The sequence below is a fragment of the Methylocaldum szegediense genome (genome assembly GCF_949769195.1).
Lineage (GTDB): Bacteria > Pseudomonadota > Gammaproteobacteria > Methylococcales > Methylococcaceae > Methylocaldum > Methylocaldum szegediense.
In genome coordinates, this window is record NZ_OX458333.1 from 4,558,687 (window position 1) to 4,571,183 (window position 12,497).

Annotated in this window: 15 protein-coding genes; 14 read left to right on the forward strand and 1 reads right to left on the reverse strand. The window is 57.8% G+C overall.

Annotation, left to right across the window (positions count from 1 at the left end):
* Positions 1–121: 121 nt before the first annotated feature.
* From nifE to QEN43_RS20140, 14 genes are all read left to right on the forward strand, one after another.
* Entirely contained in the window at positions 122–1,810 is a 1,689-nt protein-coding gene (gene nifE / locus QEN43_RS20075) for a nitrogenase iron-molybdenum cofactor biosynthesis protein NifE (protein WP_026610016.1), read from the forward strand.
* A 9-nt stretch (positions 1,811–1,819) separates the two neighbouring features.
* A complete protein-coding gene (gene nifN, locus QEN43_RS20080) occupies positions 1,820–3,340 on the forward strand; it encodes a nitrogenase iron-molybdenum cofactor biosynthesis protein NifN (RefSeq protein ID WP_084161828.1) in 1,521 nt (506 codons plus the stop codon).
* Positions 3,341–3,383: 43 nt separating this feature from the next.
* Positions 3,384–3,806, forward strand: a complete 423-nt coding sequence (gene nifX / locus QEN43_RS20085; protein WP_026610017.1) for a nitrogen fixation protein NifX — start codon at positions 3,384–3,386, stop codon at positions 3,804–3,806.
* Complete coding sequence (locus QEN43_RS20090) at positions 3,799–4,278, forward strand: NifX-associated nitrogen fixation protein (protein WP_026610018.1); 480 nt, start codon at positions 3,799–3,801, stop codon at positions 4,276–4,278. Before nifX ends, QEN43_RS20090 begins: the two co-directional genes overlap by 8 nt.
* Positions 4,279–4,394: 116 nt before the next feature.
* Positions 4,395–4,583 carry a CCE_0567 family metalloprotein gene (locus QEN43_RS20095; RefSeq protein ID WP_026610019.1) on the forward strand — a complete coding sequence of 63 codons (189 nt, stop codon included), beginning with the start codon at positions 4,395–4,397 and terminating at the stop codon, positions 4,581–4,583.
* Positions 4,584–4,592: 9 nt separating this feature from the next.
* Positions 4,593–4,889, forward strand: coding sequence for a ferredoxin III, nif-specific (fdxB, locus tag QEN43_RS20100; protein WP_026610020.1), 297 nt, complete (start codon positions 4,593–4,595; stop codon positions 4,887–4,889).
* A 38-nt stretch (positions 4,890–4,927) separates the two neighbouring features.
* Entirely contained in the window at positions 4,928–5,539 is a 612-nt protein-coding gene (locus tag QEN43_RS20105) for a nitrogen fixation protein NifQ (RefSeq protein ID WP_026610021.1), read from the forward strand.
* A complete protein-coding gene (ygfZ, locus tag QEN43_RS20110; RefSeq protein WP_051331567.1) occupies positions 5,518–6,618 on the forward strand; it encodes a CAF17-like 4Fe-4S cluster assembly/insertion protein YgfZ in 1,101 nt (366 codons plus the stop codon). The genes QEN43_RS20105 and ygfZ overlap by 22 nt, the downstream gene beginning before the upstream one ends.
* Positions 6,619–6,916: 298 nt before the next feature.
* Positions 6,917–7,297 (forward strand): Co2+/Mg2+ efflux protein ApaG, encoded by a 381-nt coding sequence (apaG, locus tag QEN43_RS20115; protein ID WP_026610023.1) that lies wholly within the window; start codon positions 6,917–6,919, stop codon positions 7,295–7,297.
* A 28-nt stretch (positions 7,298–7,325) separates the two neighbouring features.
* Positions 7,326–7,967 (forward strand): ATP-dependent Clp endopeptidase proteolytic subunit ClpP, encoded by a 642-nt coding sequence (clpP, locus tag QEN43_RS20120; protein ID WP_026610024.1) that lies wholly within the window; start codon positions 7,326–7,328, stop codon positions 7,965–7,967.
* Positions 7,968–8,037: 70 nt separating this feature from the next.
* Positions 8,038–9,312, forward strand: coding sequence for an ATP-dependent Clp protease ATP-binding subunit ClpX (gene clpX, locus QEN43_RS20125; RefSeq protein ID WP_026610025.1), 1,275 nt, complete (start codon positions 8,038–8,040; stop codon positions 9,310–9,312).
* 42 nt (positions 9,313–9,354) lie between these two features.
* Positions 9,355–9,492 (forward strand): hypothetical protein, encoded by a 138-nt coding sequence (locus tag QEN43_RS20130; RefSeq protein ID WP_156912696.1) that lies wholly within the window; start codon positions 9,355–9,357, stop codon positions 9,490–9,492.
* Between the two features lie 182 nt (positions 9,493–9,674).
* Entirely contained in the window at positions 9,675–9,983 is a 309-nt protein-coding gene (locus QEN43_RS20135; protein WP_051331568.1) for a hypothetical protein, read from the forward strand.
* A gap of 244 nt (positions 9,984–10,227) precedes the next feature.
* On the forward strand, positions 10,228–10,671 hold the full coding sequence (locus QEN43_RS20140; protein WP_026610026.1) for a CopD family protein: 444 nt from the start codon (positions 10,228–10,230) through the stop codon (positions 10,669–10,671).
* 48 nt (positions 10,672–10,719) lie between these two features.
* Here QEN43_RS20140 and QEN43_RS20145 read toward each other — a convergent pair whose 3' ends face one another.
* Positions 10,720–11,685, reverse strand: coding sequence for an IS481 family transposase (locus QEN43_RS20145; protein ID WP_317963439.1), 966 nt, complete (start codon positions 11,683–11,685; stop codon positions 10,720–10,722).
* Between the last annotated feature and the right edge of the window lie 812 nt (positions 11,686–12,497).

Below are 12,497 nucleotides of genomic sequence, written 5' to 3' on the forward strand. Positions count from 1 at the left end.
CACTTAAGCGGTGACTCGATGGACCGGTTTCGATTGTAGGGCGGGTCAGCGTAGTTCAGCCTGACCGTCGTGAAAGCAGCGTGTAACCCGCCCTATCAGCGCTTTGAGAGCGGAGTAAGCCATGAGCAGCTTGTCAAGCAAGATTCAAGACGTTTTCAACGAGCCCGGTTGCGGAAAGAACCAGGCCAAGTCGGAAAAGGAACGCAAGAAGGGCTGCACCAAGCAGTTGCAGCCGGGCGGGGCTGCCGGAGGCTGCGCTTTCGACGGCGCCAAGATCGCGCTCCAGCCCATCACCGACGTGGCCCATCTGGTACACGGCCCCATCGCCTGTGAGGGCAACTCCTGGGATAACCGGGGTTCCAAATCCTCCGGCTCCAATCTCTGGCGTACCGGTTTCACGACGGACATCAACGAAACCGATGTGGTGTTTGGCGGCGAGAAGCGCTTGTTCAAGTCGATTAAGGAAATTATCGAGAAATACGATCCGCCCGCGGTTTTCGTCTATCAGACCTGCGTTCCGGCCATGATCGGCGACGACATCGAAGCCGTGTGCAAGGCGGCCTCGAAAAAATTCGGGAAACCCGTGGTGCCCGTCAATTCGCCGGGCTTCGTGGGTCCCAAGAACCTCGGCAACAAGCTGGCCGGGGAAGCGCTCCTCGATTACGTCATCGGCACTGAGGAGCCCGAATACACCACGCCTTACGACATCAACATCATCGGCGAATACAACCTTTCCGGCGAACTGTGGCAGGTCAAGCCACTGCTCGACGAGCTAGGTATCCGCATCCTGGCCTGTATCTCCGGGGATGCGAAATACCGCGACATCGCCTGCGCGCATAGGGCGAGGGCCGCCATGATGGTGTGCTCGAAATCCATGATCAACATCGCCCGCAAGATGGAGGAGCGCTACGGCATTCCTTTCTTCGAGGGCTCGTTCTACGGCATCGGAGACACCAGCGATGCGTTGCGTCAGATTTCGCGCCTCTTGATCGAGCGCGGCGCGCCCGCTGAACTTATGGAGCGTACCGAAGCCCTGATTGCCCGCGAAGAAGCGCGCGCCTGGGCCGCGATCGAGCCCTACAAGAAACGACTGACCGGCAAGAAGGTGTTGCTCATCACCGGCGGCGTGAAGTCCTGGTCGGTCGTGGCCGCGCTGCAGGAAAGCGGCATGGAAGTGGTCGGCACCAGCGTGAAGAAATCGACCAAGGAGGACAAGGAGCGGATCAAGCAACTCATGGGCGAAGACGCCCACATGATCGAGGATATGACGCCGCGCGAGATGTACAAGATGCTCAAGGAAGCCAAGGCCGACATCATGCTGTCCGGCGGCCGCTCCCAGTTCGTGGCCCTCAAAGCCAAGGTGCCGTGGCTCGACATCAATCAGGAACGCCACCATGCCTATATGGGTTATGTCGGTATGGTCGAACTGGTCAAGGAAATCGACAAGGCGCTGTACAACCCGGTCTGGGAACAAGTACGTAAGCGCGCGCCCTGGGAAGAATCCACCTGGGAAGACGTAGCCGATTCAGCCATTGCCGCCGAGGCGGCCGCGTTGGCTGCCAATCCGGAACTCGCCCGCGAAAAACGCCGTTCCACATTGGTTTGCAACTGCAAATCCGTCCTACGGGGAGCTATCGAGGACGCCATCGTCGAATACGGTCTGACTACGGCAGACGCGGTTTCGGAAAAGACGCTGGCGGGCACGGGTTGCGGAAGCTGCAAGGGCAAGCTGGAGAAGATACTCGAAACCATGGACCACTGGCACCCGGACGCCGGGAATGCCGCGGCGCAGGCGCAGCAGGCCGCATGAGGGAACGCTATGGCCACCGTGATCACGCCTAAGAAATCCTGCACGGTCAATCCCCTGAAGATGAGCCAGCCGATCGGCAGCGCGCTCGCCTTCATGGGAATCAAGAACTGCATGCCGCTATTCCACGGCTCGCAAGGCTGTACCTCGTTCGGATTGGTGCTGTTCGTACGGCATTTCAAAGAGGCTATTCCCTTGCAAACCACGGCCATGAGCGAAGTGGCGACCGTGCTTGGGGGATTCGAAAACGTGGAGCAGGCGATCATCACCATCGCCAACCGGCAAAAACCCTCCATTATCGGCATTTCGTCCACCGGCGTGACCGAGACCAAGGGCGACGACGTGGACGCTTTCATCAAGCTTATCCGCGAGAAACATCCCGAGCTGGATCACATCACGCTGGTTTACGTCTCGACGCCCGATTTCAAAGATGCGTTCCAAGACGGTTGGGCTAAAACCGTGACTAAGCTGGTCGAACAACTCGTCGAACCGGTTCCGGCCGGCGCCGCACGCCTGCCCAATCGGGTGAATCTTTTGCCGGGCGCCCACGTGACGCCTGGCGACATCGACGAGCTGCGCGACGTGTTCGAAGCTTTCGGCCTGGAAGTCCTGGTCCTGCCGGATCTTTCGGGCTCGCTGGACGGGCACATCCCTGAAGATTTCACGCCGACCACCCTGGGCGGCATTTCTTTGGAAGAAATCGCCAGCCTCGGCCGATCGGTCCACACCATCGCGGTCGGCGAACAGATGCGCGCGGCGGCAGAGGCTTTGGAAGCCAAGACCGGCGTTCCCTACACCTTGTTCGACCGCCTCACCGGTTTGGAGCCGAACGATCGCCTGATCAGCCTGTGCGCCCGAATCAGCAAGCGGCCGGTGCCGACCAAGATTCGCCGTCAGCGCGGTCAGTTGGTCGACGCCATGCTCGATGCCCATTTCTATTTCGGCGGCAAGAAAATCGCCATAGGCGCGGAGCCCGATCTCTTGTGGACCTTGAGCGAATGGGCCAGGGAACTCGGCGCCGAAACCGCTGCTGCGGTGACGACCACCGCATCGCCGCTCCTCGAGCGTATCGCGACCGAGGAAATCCTGATCGGAGACTTGGAAGACCTGGAAGCTCGGGCGGGCGGTTGCGATCTTCTGATGACGCACTCTCATGGGAGGCAGATGGCGGAAAGGCTGAAGATTCCTTTCTACCGCATCGGCATCCCCATGTTCGACCGGCTCGGCGCCGCGCATCAGACCATCGTCGGCTATCGCGGGACCCGCAACCTCACTTTCGAGATTGCCAATATGTTCATCGCCAACGGCCACGAGCCCACGCCCGAAACCTGGTATCGACCCGAGGAGCCTGCGGAAAAACCTACTGCGCACCCCGATGACGGCGTCGCGCGGTGCTCGGCCTCCTCATGTACCTCCACGTACACTCCGGGGCCTGTGCTCCGGGCTCCTTGTCCTCAGGGTGCTCGCGACGGTTTTTCCGCAACCTCTCAGGAGACCGAACATGCTGGCGCGGCGGCGGTTGCGGCTCATTGAGCGGAATTCTTTATCAAACGAAGCCTTTTATCGCGGAGGAAGCATGAAGGTCGCATTCGCTACCCAGGACCTGCAGAGGGTCGACGCCCACTTCGGTTGGGCTAAGAACATCGCCATCTACGAACTGTCGGCGGAAGGCCATCGCTTTCTAGAAGCGATACAGTTCGAGGGCGATCTGCAGGAAGACGGCAACGAGGACAAGCTGGCCCCGAAGCTCGAAGCTATCAAGGACTGCGCCATTCTTTACGTGGCGGCCATCGGTGGGTCCGGCGCAGCGCGTGTGGTCGCACAGGGCATACACCCCATGAAAGTCCCACAGCCGGAGCCGATCACCGATTTATTGGACAAATTGCAGGAAGTCCTTAAAGGCACTCCGCCGCCCTGGCTGCGTAAGGTGTTGGCGAAGGAAGCCAAGGGCAAGGACCGTGAATTCGATTTCGAAGAAGACGAGGTGGAACATGGCTGAAGCATTGGCGGTGAAAACCGAGGGCACGACATCGCCCATGGAATCGACGTTCATCAAGGAACTGGTCAAACAGTGGCGCGCTCAGGATTCCTACGGCACCTGGGACGGCAAGAGCGACGAAGCGTTGCTTGAGCCCTACATTCTTACCAAGGAAAAGCGGCAAGCGATTCCCATCGTCGGCGATCCTGATCCGGAGACTCTGTGGCGGCTCGAACTGTTCTACAACGCCGTCGGCCTTTCGATCGAGCGTGCTACCGGGGTCATGGTCACGCCCATGATGAAGATGCACCATGAAGGCTTCGGCCGCATGGTTCTGATTGCGGGTCGGCTGATCGTGGTGAACAAGCAGTTGCGGGATGTCCATCGTTTCGGATTTCCGTCCATGGAAAAACTCGCCGAGGAAGGCGAGAAACTGGTGGCCGCAGGCGTGGACATGATCAACAAATACCCCGAAGTCGCCCGTTACAGTTGACGGCATTGTAGCGTGGGTTAGGTCCTACCTGGCGTAACCCACCGGAAATCGCGAGAAGGTAGTGTGCATTCAACGGCGAGGACCCAAACGAACCGGTGTAAACCAGCGAGGCACTCATGACTGACGCAGAAGATACCAAAGCCAAACTGAAAAAACTGAACGCCCAGGCGACGGCGCTGAAGATGGATCTCCACGACCTGGCCGAGGATTTGCCCACCGGTTGGGAGCGAATCCTAGAAGTCGCGGAAAAAACCTATCAAGCCTATCGCGAACTGGACGAATTCCGAAAAACCTGCGGTAGCTAGGAGCCTAGGATGAGCGAATTCACTGTAACCCTCCCTGGAGGAAAGGTTTGGACCCCCAAATTCGTCCAGTTCATCGACCAGGAAAAGTGCATCGGCTGTGGCCGCTGCTACAAGGTGTGCGGACGCGAGGTGCTGGAGATGGTCGGGGTCAACGAGGGCGGAGAGATCGTGAGTCTCGACGACGATGATGCCGAATACGACAAGAAGGTCATGTCCATCGCCAACGTGGCCAACTGCGTGGGTTGCGAGGCTTGCGCCAAGATCTGCCCCAAGCAGTGTTATACGCATCAAGCGGCGGCCGCCTGATGTCGGTTCCTATGCGCCAGTCCGTCCCGAGCGTTTCGATGCCCGTTAACTCGGCAGCTTGTTACGATCCGCTGTTGGCCTATGCCCGGGATCCGCACGACTTGGTCACGCGCGCGTTCGTTTCGGCGATCGAGATGGCGCGGAGTTCGTCCCGGCTCTCCGGAAGAACGGCGTTCGGTCTGGACGCGAATGAGTTCGAAGCGCTGCTGAACAGGTACTTTCCCGGTGCCGCGAGTGTTTATCTCACGCCGGCACTGAGAGCGTCGCTTGCGAGCGGCGCGACCCATCGCGTCGGGACCGACGAATTCGACGACCTCGTGGCGTTACTCTTGGAGCACCGCTCCGACGACAGCCGCGAAAACCGCTGGCTGGCTTACGCCATCGCCGCGTGCTGCATGGGGGAGGACCATCTTTGGCAGGACATGGGGCTGCCCAACCGCCAAGCTCTGTCGGATCTCCTGGCGCGCTATTTTTCCACCTTATTCGCCCGGAATACCGGGGGCATGCGTTGGAAAAAGTTTTTCTACAAACAGCTCTGCGAGAAGGAAGGGGCCTTTGTCTGCCGTTCCCCCAGTTGTGCGGAGTGTGTCGAATATTCCAACTGTTTCGGACCCGAGGAGGAAAGCACATGGCAACCGGCGAAGCGATGACCGCAGAGCGGCAGGAGCTGCCGAGCGTTCCTGCCGGACAGCCGGCAGGAGACGGATGGCCCGACGCTTGGCGAGCGATTTTGGAACGAAGCGGCGCCCGGTTTGATCCGGACGGGGTCACGGACTTCGGACAAATCGACGCGGAACGGCGGCAAGCGCTGAGCACCGACGTGATGGCGGACCTCTCCCATTATGGACTGATCGAGGTCAAAGGCGAGGACGCCCGGAAATTCTTGGCGAGCCTGTTCACCGGCGATGTGCGCCTGGTTTCGTCCGAAAAGGGCTTGTTCACCGCCTGGTGCGACGCCAAGGGGAGGGCGCAGGCAACTTTCTGGCTGTTCCTGCATGACGGTGCGTTTTACCTGCTCTTGCCGAAACCTCTCCTGAAATCGGTTCTGAATGGCTTGAAACTCTACCTGCTCAGAGTCAAAGCGACGCTTACCGACGCCAGCAATCGCTTCGTACGCATCGGGCTTTCAGGGCCCGGAATGGAAGCAAGGCTCACTGCGGTGTTCGGGGCGTTGCCGCCGGTACAAGCCGGGGACGCTCGGAGCTACGAAGGCTGTACCCTCCTGGCTTTGCATGGCGAGCCTTTTCCGCGCTGGCTTGCCGTCGGAACCGACACGGCTGTCGCCAAGCTTTGGCATAGCCTCGAATCCCAGGTTTCGCCTATCGGTCGCGAGGCATGGACCCTGCTCGATATCCTGGCGGGTCTCCCGCTACTGATGCCTGTAACCACCGGGGAGTTCATCCCGCAGATGCTGAACATGGAGGCGTTGGGAGGACTCTGTTTTACCAAGGGCTGCTATCCCGGGCAGGAGGTCATCGCCAGGCTGCACTACCGGGGGCAGCTCAAGCGCTGTCTGTACCGGGCTTACGTCGATTGCGATTCGGTTCCACCACCGGGTACGACGCTTTATATCGAAGCTATTGCGGAAAGCGTCGGAACCGTGGTGTCCGCCGCGCGACACCCGGATGGCGGGGTAGCCCTGCTTGCCGTGGTGAAGATTGAGGAAAAAGCGCAAGGGGAAGTGCGCTTAGCGAATGTTCAAGGACCTGCGCTTCGTTTCGTGGAATAGTCGTAGGGTGGATGAGGTGCAAGCGGTAACCTGCGAATGGCGGTCGGTGTCTGGTTACGCGAGTACGTTAATCAGCATTACAAGTCATAAACAAACCTAAATCCGGCAGTTGGATATGGGCTGAAAAGCGCTAGGGCGTCATCTCCAACCCTTCTCCCAAAGGGAGAAGGGGGTATAGCCCTCGCCCTCTGGGAGATAGGCTGGGGTGAGGGCATGCGGCGGTTGATGGGGCGTTTCGGTAGTCAACTGCGGTTTTTAGGGTGAACAGCCAATCGATCCAAGAACAAAGGGAGGCTTTATGGCCAGCACAATTCGCGAATTGAAAGTCGACGTCAAAACCGTTTATCTCGGACAAGAAGCTTACCGCGACGGTGGGGGCTACGTGTTTGCCTACACGGTGACGATGCAAAACACCGGCAATGTTCCTGCGAGACTGCTCGGCCGGCGTTGGCTGATCACCGACGCCAATGGAAAGACGATCGAAGTCGTCGGCGAGGGTGTGGTAGGGGAGCATCCGTACTTGCGTCCCGGGGAGGCGTTTCAATACACCAGTTCGACCATGATCGAGACCCCCGTGGGCAGCATGCAGGGCAGCTATCAGTTACTGGCCGACGACGGGGTGCCTTTTGAAGCCCCGATCCCCCCGTTCCGGCTGGCGATCCCGCGGACGCTACATTGAAAGCGGCCCCAAGAAGAGTACAAACCCGATGTGCCATTCCAACGATATCGTAGAACCTTCGGCCACGGGTGGCTTAGTTCCCATCGTCATCGAGCAGTCTGCGCGCGGTGAAAGGGCCTTCGACATCTATTCGAGGCTGCTAAAAGAGCGGGTCGTGTTTCTGGTCGGCCCGATCGAAGACTATATGGCCAACCTGGTGATCGCCCAACTGCTGTTTCTCGAAGCAGAAAACCCTGACAAGGACATTCACCTCTACATCAATTCGCCGGGCGGGCTGGTGACGGCGGGCCTCGCTATTTACGACACGATGCAGTTCATCAAACCCGATGTCAGCACCCTTTGCATAGGCCAAGCAGCTAGCATGGGCGCCTTGCTTTTGGCGGGCGGCGCAGCGGGCAAGCGTTACTCGCTTCCCCATTCCAGGATCATGATCCATCAGCCTCTGGGCGGGTTTCGCGGACAAGCCAGCGATATAGCCATCCACGCGCAGGAAATCCTGTCGCTGCGCGATCGCTTAAACGAGATTCTTGCCAGACATACCGGGCAGCCGATCGAAAAAATTCGGGCCGATACCGACCGCGACAATTTCATGAGCGGTGAGGACGCTCAGAGATACGGGTTGATTGATAAGGTACCGAGCCGGCGGAGTCGGCCTGAGGACGAGGTTTGACGCAATCGAGATTCGTGCCGGTCGTCTGCGGACATGACTGAATCAACGTCCTGGAGAGGAGATTAGAGCCATGAGCGATGAAAAAAACGGCAAGGAGCGAGGCGGGAAGCTTTTCTACTGTTCGTTTTGCGGAAAAACCCAGCACGAAGTCAGAAAGCTTATTGCCGGACCGGCGGTATTCGTTTGCGATGAATGTATCGAGCTGTGCAATGACATCCTTCGCGAGGAATTGGAAAGTACTTCCAATGGCGGCGATAAGCTTCCCACGCCTAAGGAAATCAAAGCCATATTGGACGAATACGTCATTGGTCAGGAGAGACCCAAACGCATCCTGGCGGTCGCGGTCTACAACCATTACAAAAGGCTGCGCGCCCGAGCAAGCGCCGGGAAAAACGATGTCGAGCTGGCCAAGAGCAATATCCTCCTGATAGGGCCCACGGGTTCCGGCAAGACCCTGCTGGCGGAAACGCTGGCGCGTATCCTCAACGTGCCCTTCACCATCGCCGACGCCACCACCCTCACAGAAGCCGGCTATGTGGGCGAGGACGTGGAAAACATCATCCAAAAGCTCCTGCAGAAATGCGATTACGACGTCCAAAAGGCGGAATCCGGCATCGTCTACATCGACGAGATCGACAAGATTTCCCGTAAATCCGCCAATCCCTCCATCACCCGCGACGTATCCGGCGAGGGCGTGCAGCAGGCCTTGCTCAAGCTGATCGAAGGCACCGTCGCATCGATCCCTCCGCAGGGAGGGCGGAAGCATCCGCAACAGGAGCTTATCCAGGTCAATACCGCGAACATCCTTTTCATCTGCGGCGGAGCATTCGCGGGGCTAGACAAGACCATCCGGGCGCGCACGGAAAAAAGTGGCATCGGTTTTTCTGCCGAGGTGAAAAGCAGGGACGATCGCCGCGACGTGGGTGAGATCCTCGCCCGTGTCGAAGCTGAAGACCTGATCCGCTACGGCCTCATCCCCGAGTTCGTCGGAAGGCTTCCGGTGGTCGCGACGCTCGAAGAACTGGATGAGAAGGCTTTGGTCAAGATACTGACCGAGCCGAAGAACGCCTTGGTTAAGCAGTACCGGAAGCTGTTCGAGATGGATGGCTGCGAGCTCGATATCCAGCCAGACGCCCTAAGGCTGATCGCCCAGCGCGCGATCGAGCGTAAGACCGGCGCGCGGGGACTCAGAACCATATTGGAAAACGTGCTGCTCGACACGATGTATGAACTGCCGTCAGACGATCTGGTTACCAAGGTGGTGGTGGACGAAAACGTCGTGCGTGGACTCAACCCGCCTTACCGTGTCTACCGCAAGGGCGAAAAGCAGTGTGCGTCGGCGTGAGTCGGCCGGTCGAGTCTGGAGCCGGTTTCAAGAGCTTTTGTCATGAAAAGCGAATTGAACGACAAGAATCCTATGGCGGGTAACTCGTTTCCGATTCGGCCTTTGTGCGATCTGGCGGTCTTTCCGTGGATGGTCGTCAACCTGTTTTGCCGGATAGGAGCTAAGGTAGTCGGCTTTTGATCCACTGATGGATATAGCTATGACAAATCCAACTCGATCATCGACGACAGGTTCGTCGGCTTGGTGATCGACCACAAAAACCAGAGCGACGATACCGTGGATCGTATCAAGGCCTGGTTGGCCGAGATCAAGCCTCTGTTGCTCGGTTAAGGCTAGGGCATTTTTGCAAACGTGGTAGTCAAATGGAAAACACAGTCAGACAAGAAACAATTCCTGAAAGAACCATCACGATAACGGGCGAGCACGCGGAGTTGGCCTCTCCCGAGGAAATCGCCGCCGGAATCAGCGCCGCCGCCGAGGTATTTGCACGGAACGGCGTCGATCCTCTGGCTTGCGCCGCGGCGATCGCAAAACTGGAACGGGACGAACTCCTCAGTCGCGAAGAAGCTTTGCTCTGTGTCATCTGGGATCACGCCGAAGACGCGGCTTTCAGAGCCGTTACCCTGGGCTGGTTGAGCCGCGCCGTGGACATTCGCATCGCGGTTTCCTGAGCACCTTGTTCCTCCTTCGACTGGCTCGGCACCCGGTTTCGAAGTGGCTGGGTTAATGAATTTTCGTAATTAAGCGTTGACTGGACTAAATAACCTATCAAACGATCCCTCCCAAATTTCGTGAAAATTCCGATATAGTCCGCTATGGTACATAAAGCGGACACCCTCGCTTTCGTCGCAACCGCAGAAATCGGAGCGGCTTTTCAACTAAATTGACCCAGTACCGCTTGTCGACAGAACGAACATGTACGAATTAGCAATATTGGCTCATGTCATCGGCGCAACGATTTGGACCGGGGGTCATATAGTCCTCGCGCTTGCGGTATTGCCTGATGTGTTGAAACATGAGGACTTGAGCTACATTCGGCGGTTTGAATCCGGTTACGAAAAGATAGGGATTCCCGCTTTGATCGTTCAAATAGTATCTGGCTTATATTTAGCGAGCTTTCTGGTACCTGAGGTTTCGAAGATCTTTGATTGGGGAAACCCGGCAGTTAAGTTGCTGTGGGTAAAATTATCGTTGTTGCTGATTACGGCCCTACTGGCCGCTGACGCTAGGCTGCGAGTGATACCGAATTTGAGCCCGTCAAATTTGAATTCTCTTGCGCTCCATATCATTCCTGTAACTGCGGTTTCGGTGCTGTTTGTGATATCGGGCGTGTTGTACAGATTGGGTTGGTTTGCTTGATCGGCTTGTCGTGTGTGTTGGCAGCGCGTAGTAGACCGACTTCATGGGTTAAGTGTCAAGTCCCGCAAGATCGTAAACCTTCTTTCGAAAAAGATGAGGATGGGACAGTTGCCAGTTTTTGAGAGCCTGGATCGGGGTGAGATGGCCTAAGGCCTTTTGGGGAATGTGATGATTGTACAGCTCGACATAGCGGTGCAAGGTGGTGTCCAGATCGGCGGTTGAATCGAAGTGATGGGTTTGCAACACCTCCTCGATGCGGCCGTTGAATCGTTCCACCAGGCCATTCGTTTGGGGCCGTCCCGGCGGAATCAGGCGATGTTCGATGCCTTGTTCAGTACAGAGGCGGTCAAACTCATGCGTCCCCGAGGGCTGCCGAGTTCGGGTCAGGAAACGGTCGGTAAACTCCGAGCCGTTGTCGGTCAGGCATTTCTGGATGCGGAAAGGCGCGGCCTGAATCACCGCTTTGAGGAAGTCCTTTGCGCTTAAGGCGGAGCGGTTGGGCTTGAGGGCGACATAGACCCAGCGGGTGGCGCGGTCGATGGCGACGAACAGGTATCGGCGGGGTTCGCCGTCGATGGCGGGCAAGTACTTAACATCCAGGTGAAGGAAGCCGGGCTCATAGGCCTTGAAGGGTTTGACCTTCGCCTTCTCTGTAGGCGGAAGCAGGGTCTTGAGGGACGCCACCCCGTGGCGGCGCAGGCAGCGGTCTAGCCCGGAACGGGACACGGCGGGATTGAGAAATTCCCGGGTCACGGCCAGGAGATCATCCAAGGGGAGGAGCAGAGCTTGGCGGAGGTAGACCACGATGGCTTCCTGGGCGGGCGTGAGCGTGGTTCTGAGGGTGTGGGGCCGGTGTGAGGCATCTTCGACCGAGGAGCGGTGTTTCCACTTGCGGACGGTCGTTCGGCTAATGCCATGCTTTTGGGCCAAGGCGCGCTCGCTCAACGTGGACGCTTGAATGGCCTGCCGAACGGCCGGGGTGGTACGGGCGTTCTTATGAAGACGAATCTGCATGGAGAGAAACCTCACTTGGACGAACCGAATATCTCCTGGAGAAGGCTCCGGGCTTCGAACAGAGCATAACTCCTTCTCGGTAAATAATCACACGAGACGCGACAGTTAAGCCCTGTGAAAACCCGCCTACAAAAACGTCGATTTTTCTATTAAGGCGTGCCTCGCAAAATTTCGGGTGTCCTTACTTGGCAGGGATCCCCCGTCGTTTTCAGCCAGGTAGGTGTCGAAAATGTAAGCCAATCCAAACCGCGCCTGAGTTAGGCGAGACGAGAAACCATCAGGGAGGCGGTGTTTTCGAGGTTTCCCAAAATGGTTGGAGTTTGGGGAGCGTCGAAAATCCCGCTTTTTTGATTCCGGTGGACGGAAATGGGCAGTTTACGGGAAATCACGAGGGAGCATTTTGGGAGGCGATGTACGGTCGAACCCGGTAAGCGGCTACTTGAGGCGCTTAGTTTACGGGCTGCCTTTTCCGTAAAAGGCCGGTCGCTTTTGCAAAGCCTTTCAGTGCGCCTCTTCTGGATAGTGACCGCTTGCCGGCAAGGGCGACGGCAACGGGTGCCGCGATTCCGTTCCGCCGGTTTCATCCAGTACCCTGCCTTAAGGACCGACCGAAGCCGCATTACCAACCTATCTATATGAAACCCTTGGCTTCGACCGCCGACGAGGTTAATCTGCTTGATGCCGATCGCGTTCGGAATCGATCGGTCAGCGTGAAGAATCTTCTGTTCGGGGTGAAAGCACCGCAGGATGCAGACCCTGACAGGAGTACAGAGCATGACGAAATAGGAGTTTGTCGGCGAAGTCGACTGCCG

What these genes read in the sequence shown, in the direction of transcription:
- nifE (WP_026610016.1), top strand. Translation starts at nt 122, where the DNA reads ATGAGCAGCTTGTCAAGCAAGATTCAAGACGTTTTCAACGAGCCCGGT.
- nifN (WP_084161828.1), top strand. Translation starts at nt 1,820, where the DNA reads ATGGCCACCGTGATCACGCCTAAGAAATCCTGCACGGTCAATCCCCTG.
- nifX (WP_026610017.1), top strand. Translation starts at nt 3,384, where the DNA reads ATGAAGGTCGCATTCGCTACCCAGGACCTGCAGAGGGTCGACGCCCAC.
- QEN43_RS20090 (WP_026610018.1), top strand. Translation starts at nt 3,799, where the DNA reads ATGGCTGAAGCATTGGCGGTGAAAACCGAGGGCACGACATCGCCCATG.
- QEN43_RS20095 (WP_026610019.1), top strand. Translation starts at nt 4,395, where the DNA reads ATGACTGACGCAGAAGATACCAAAGCCAAACTGAAAAAACTGAACGCC.
- fdxB (WP_026610020.1), top strand. Translation starts at nt 4,593, where the DNA reads ATGAGCGAATTCACTGTAACCCTCCCTGGAGGAAAGGTTTGGACCCCC.
- QEN43_RS20105 (WP_026610021.1), top strand. Translation starts at nt 4,928, where the DNA reads ATGCCCGTTAACTCGGCAGCTTGTTACGATCCGCTGTTGGCCTATGCC.
- ygfZ (WP_051331567.1), top strand. Translation starts at nt 5,518, where the DNA reads ATGGCAACCGGCGAAGCGATGACCGCAGAGCGGCAGGAGCTGCCGAGC.
- apaG (WP_026610023.1), top strand. Translation starts at nt 6,917, where the DNA reads ATGGCCAGCACAATTCGCGAATTGAAAGTCGACGTCAAAACCGTTTAT.
- clpP (WP_026610024.1), top strand. Translation starts at nt 7,326, where the DNA reads ATGTGCCATTCCAACGATATCGTAGAACCTTCGGCCACGGGTGGCTTA.
- clpX (WP_026610025.1), top strand. Translation starts at nt 8,038, where the DNA reads ATGAGCGATGAAAAAAACGGCAAGGAGCGAGGCGGGAAGCTTTTCTAC.
- QEN43_RS20130 (WP_156912696.1), top strand. Translation starts at nt 9,355, where the DNA reads ATGAAAAGCGAATTGAACGACAAGAATCCTATGGCGGGTAACTCGTTT.
- QEN43_RS20135 (WP_051331568.1), top strand. Translation starts at nt 9,675, where the DNA reads ATGGAAAACACAGTCAGACAAGAAACAATTCCTGAAAGAACCATCACG.
- QEN43_RS20140 (WP_026610026.1), top strand. Translation starts at nt 10,228, where the DNA reads ATGTACGAATTAGCAATATTGGCTCATGTCATCGGCGCAACGATTTGG.
- QEN43_RS20145 (WP_317963439.1), bottom strand. Translation starts at nt 11,685, where the DNA reads ATGCAGATTCGTCTTCATAAGAACGCCCGTACCACCCCGGCCGTTCGG.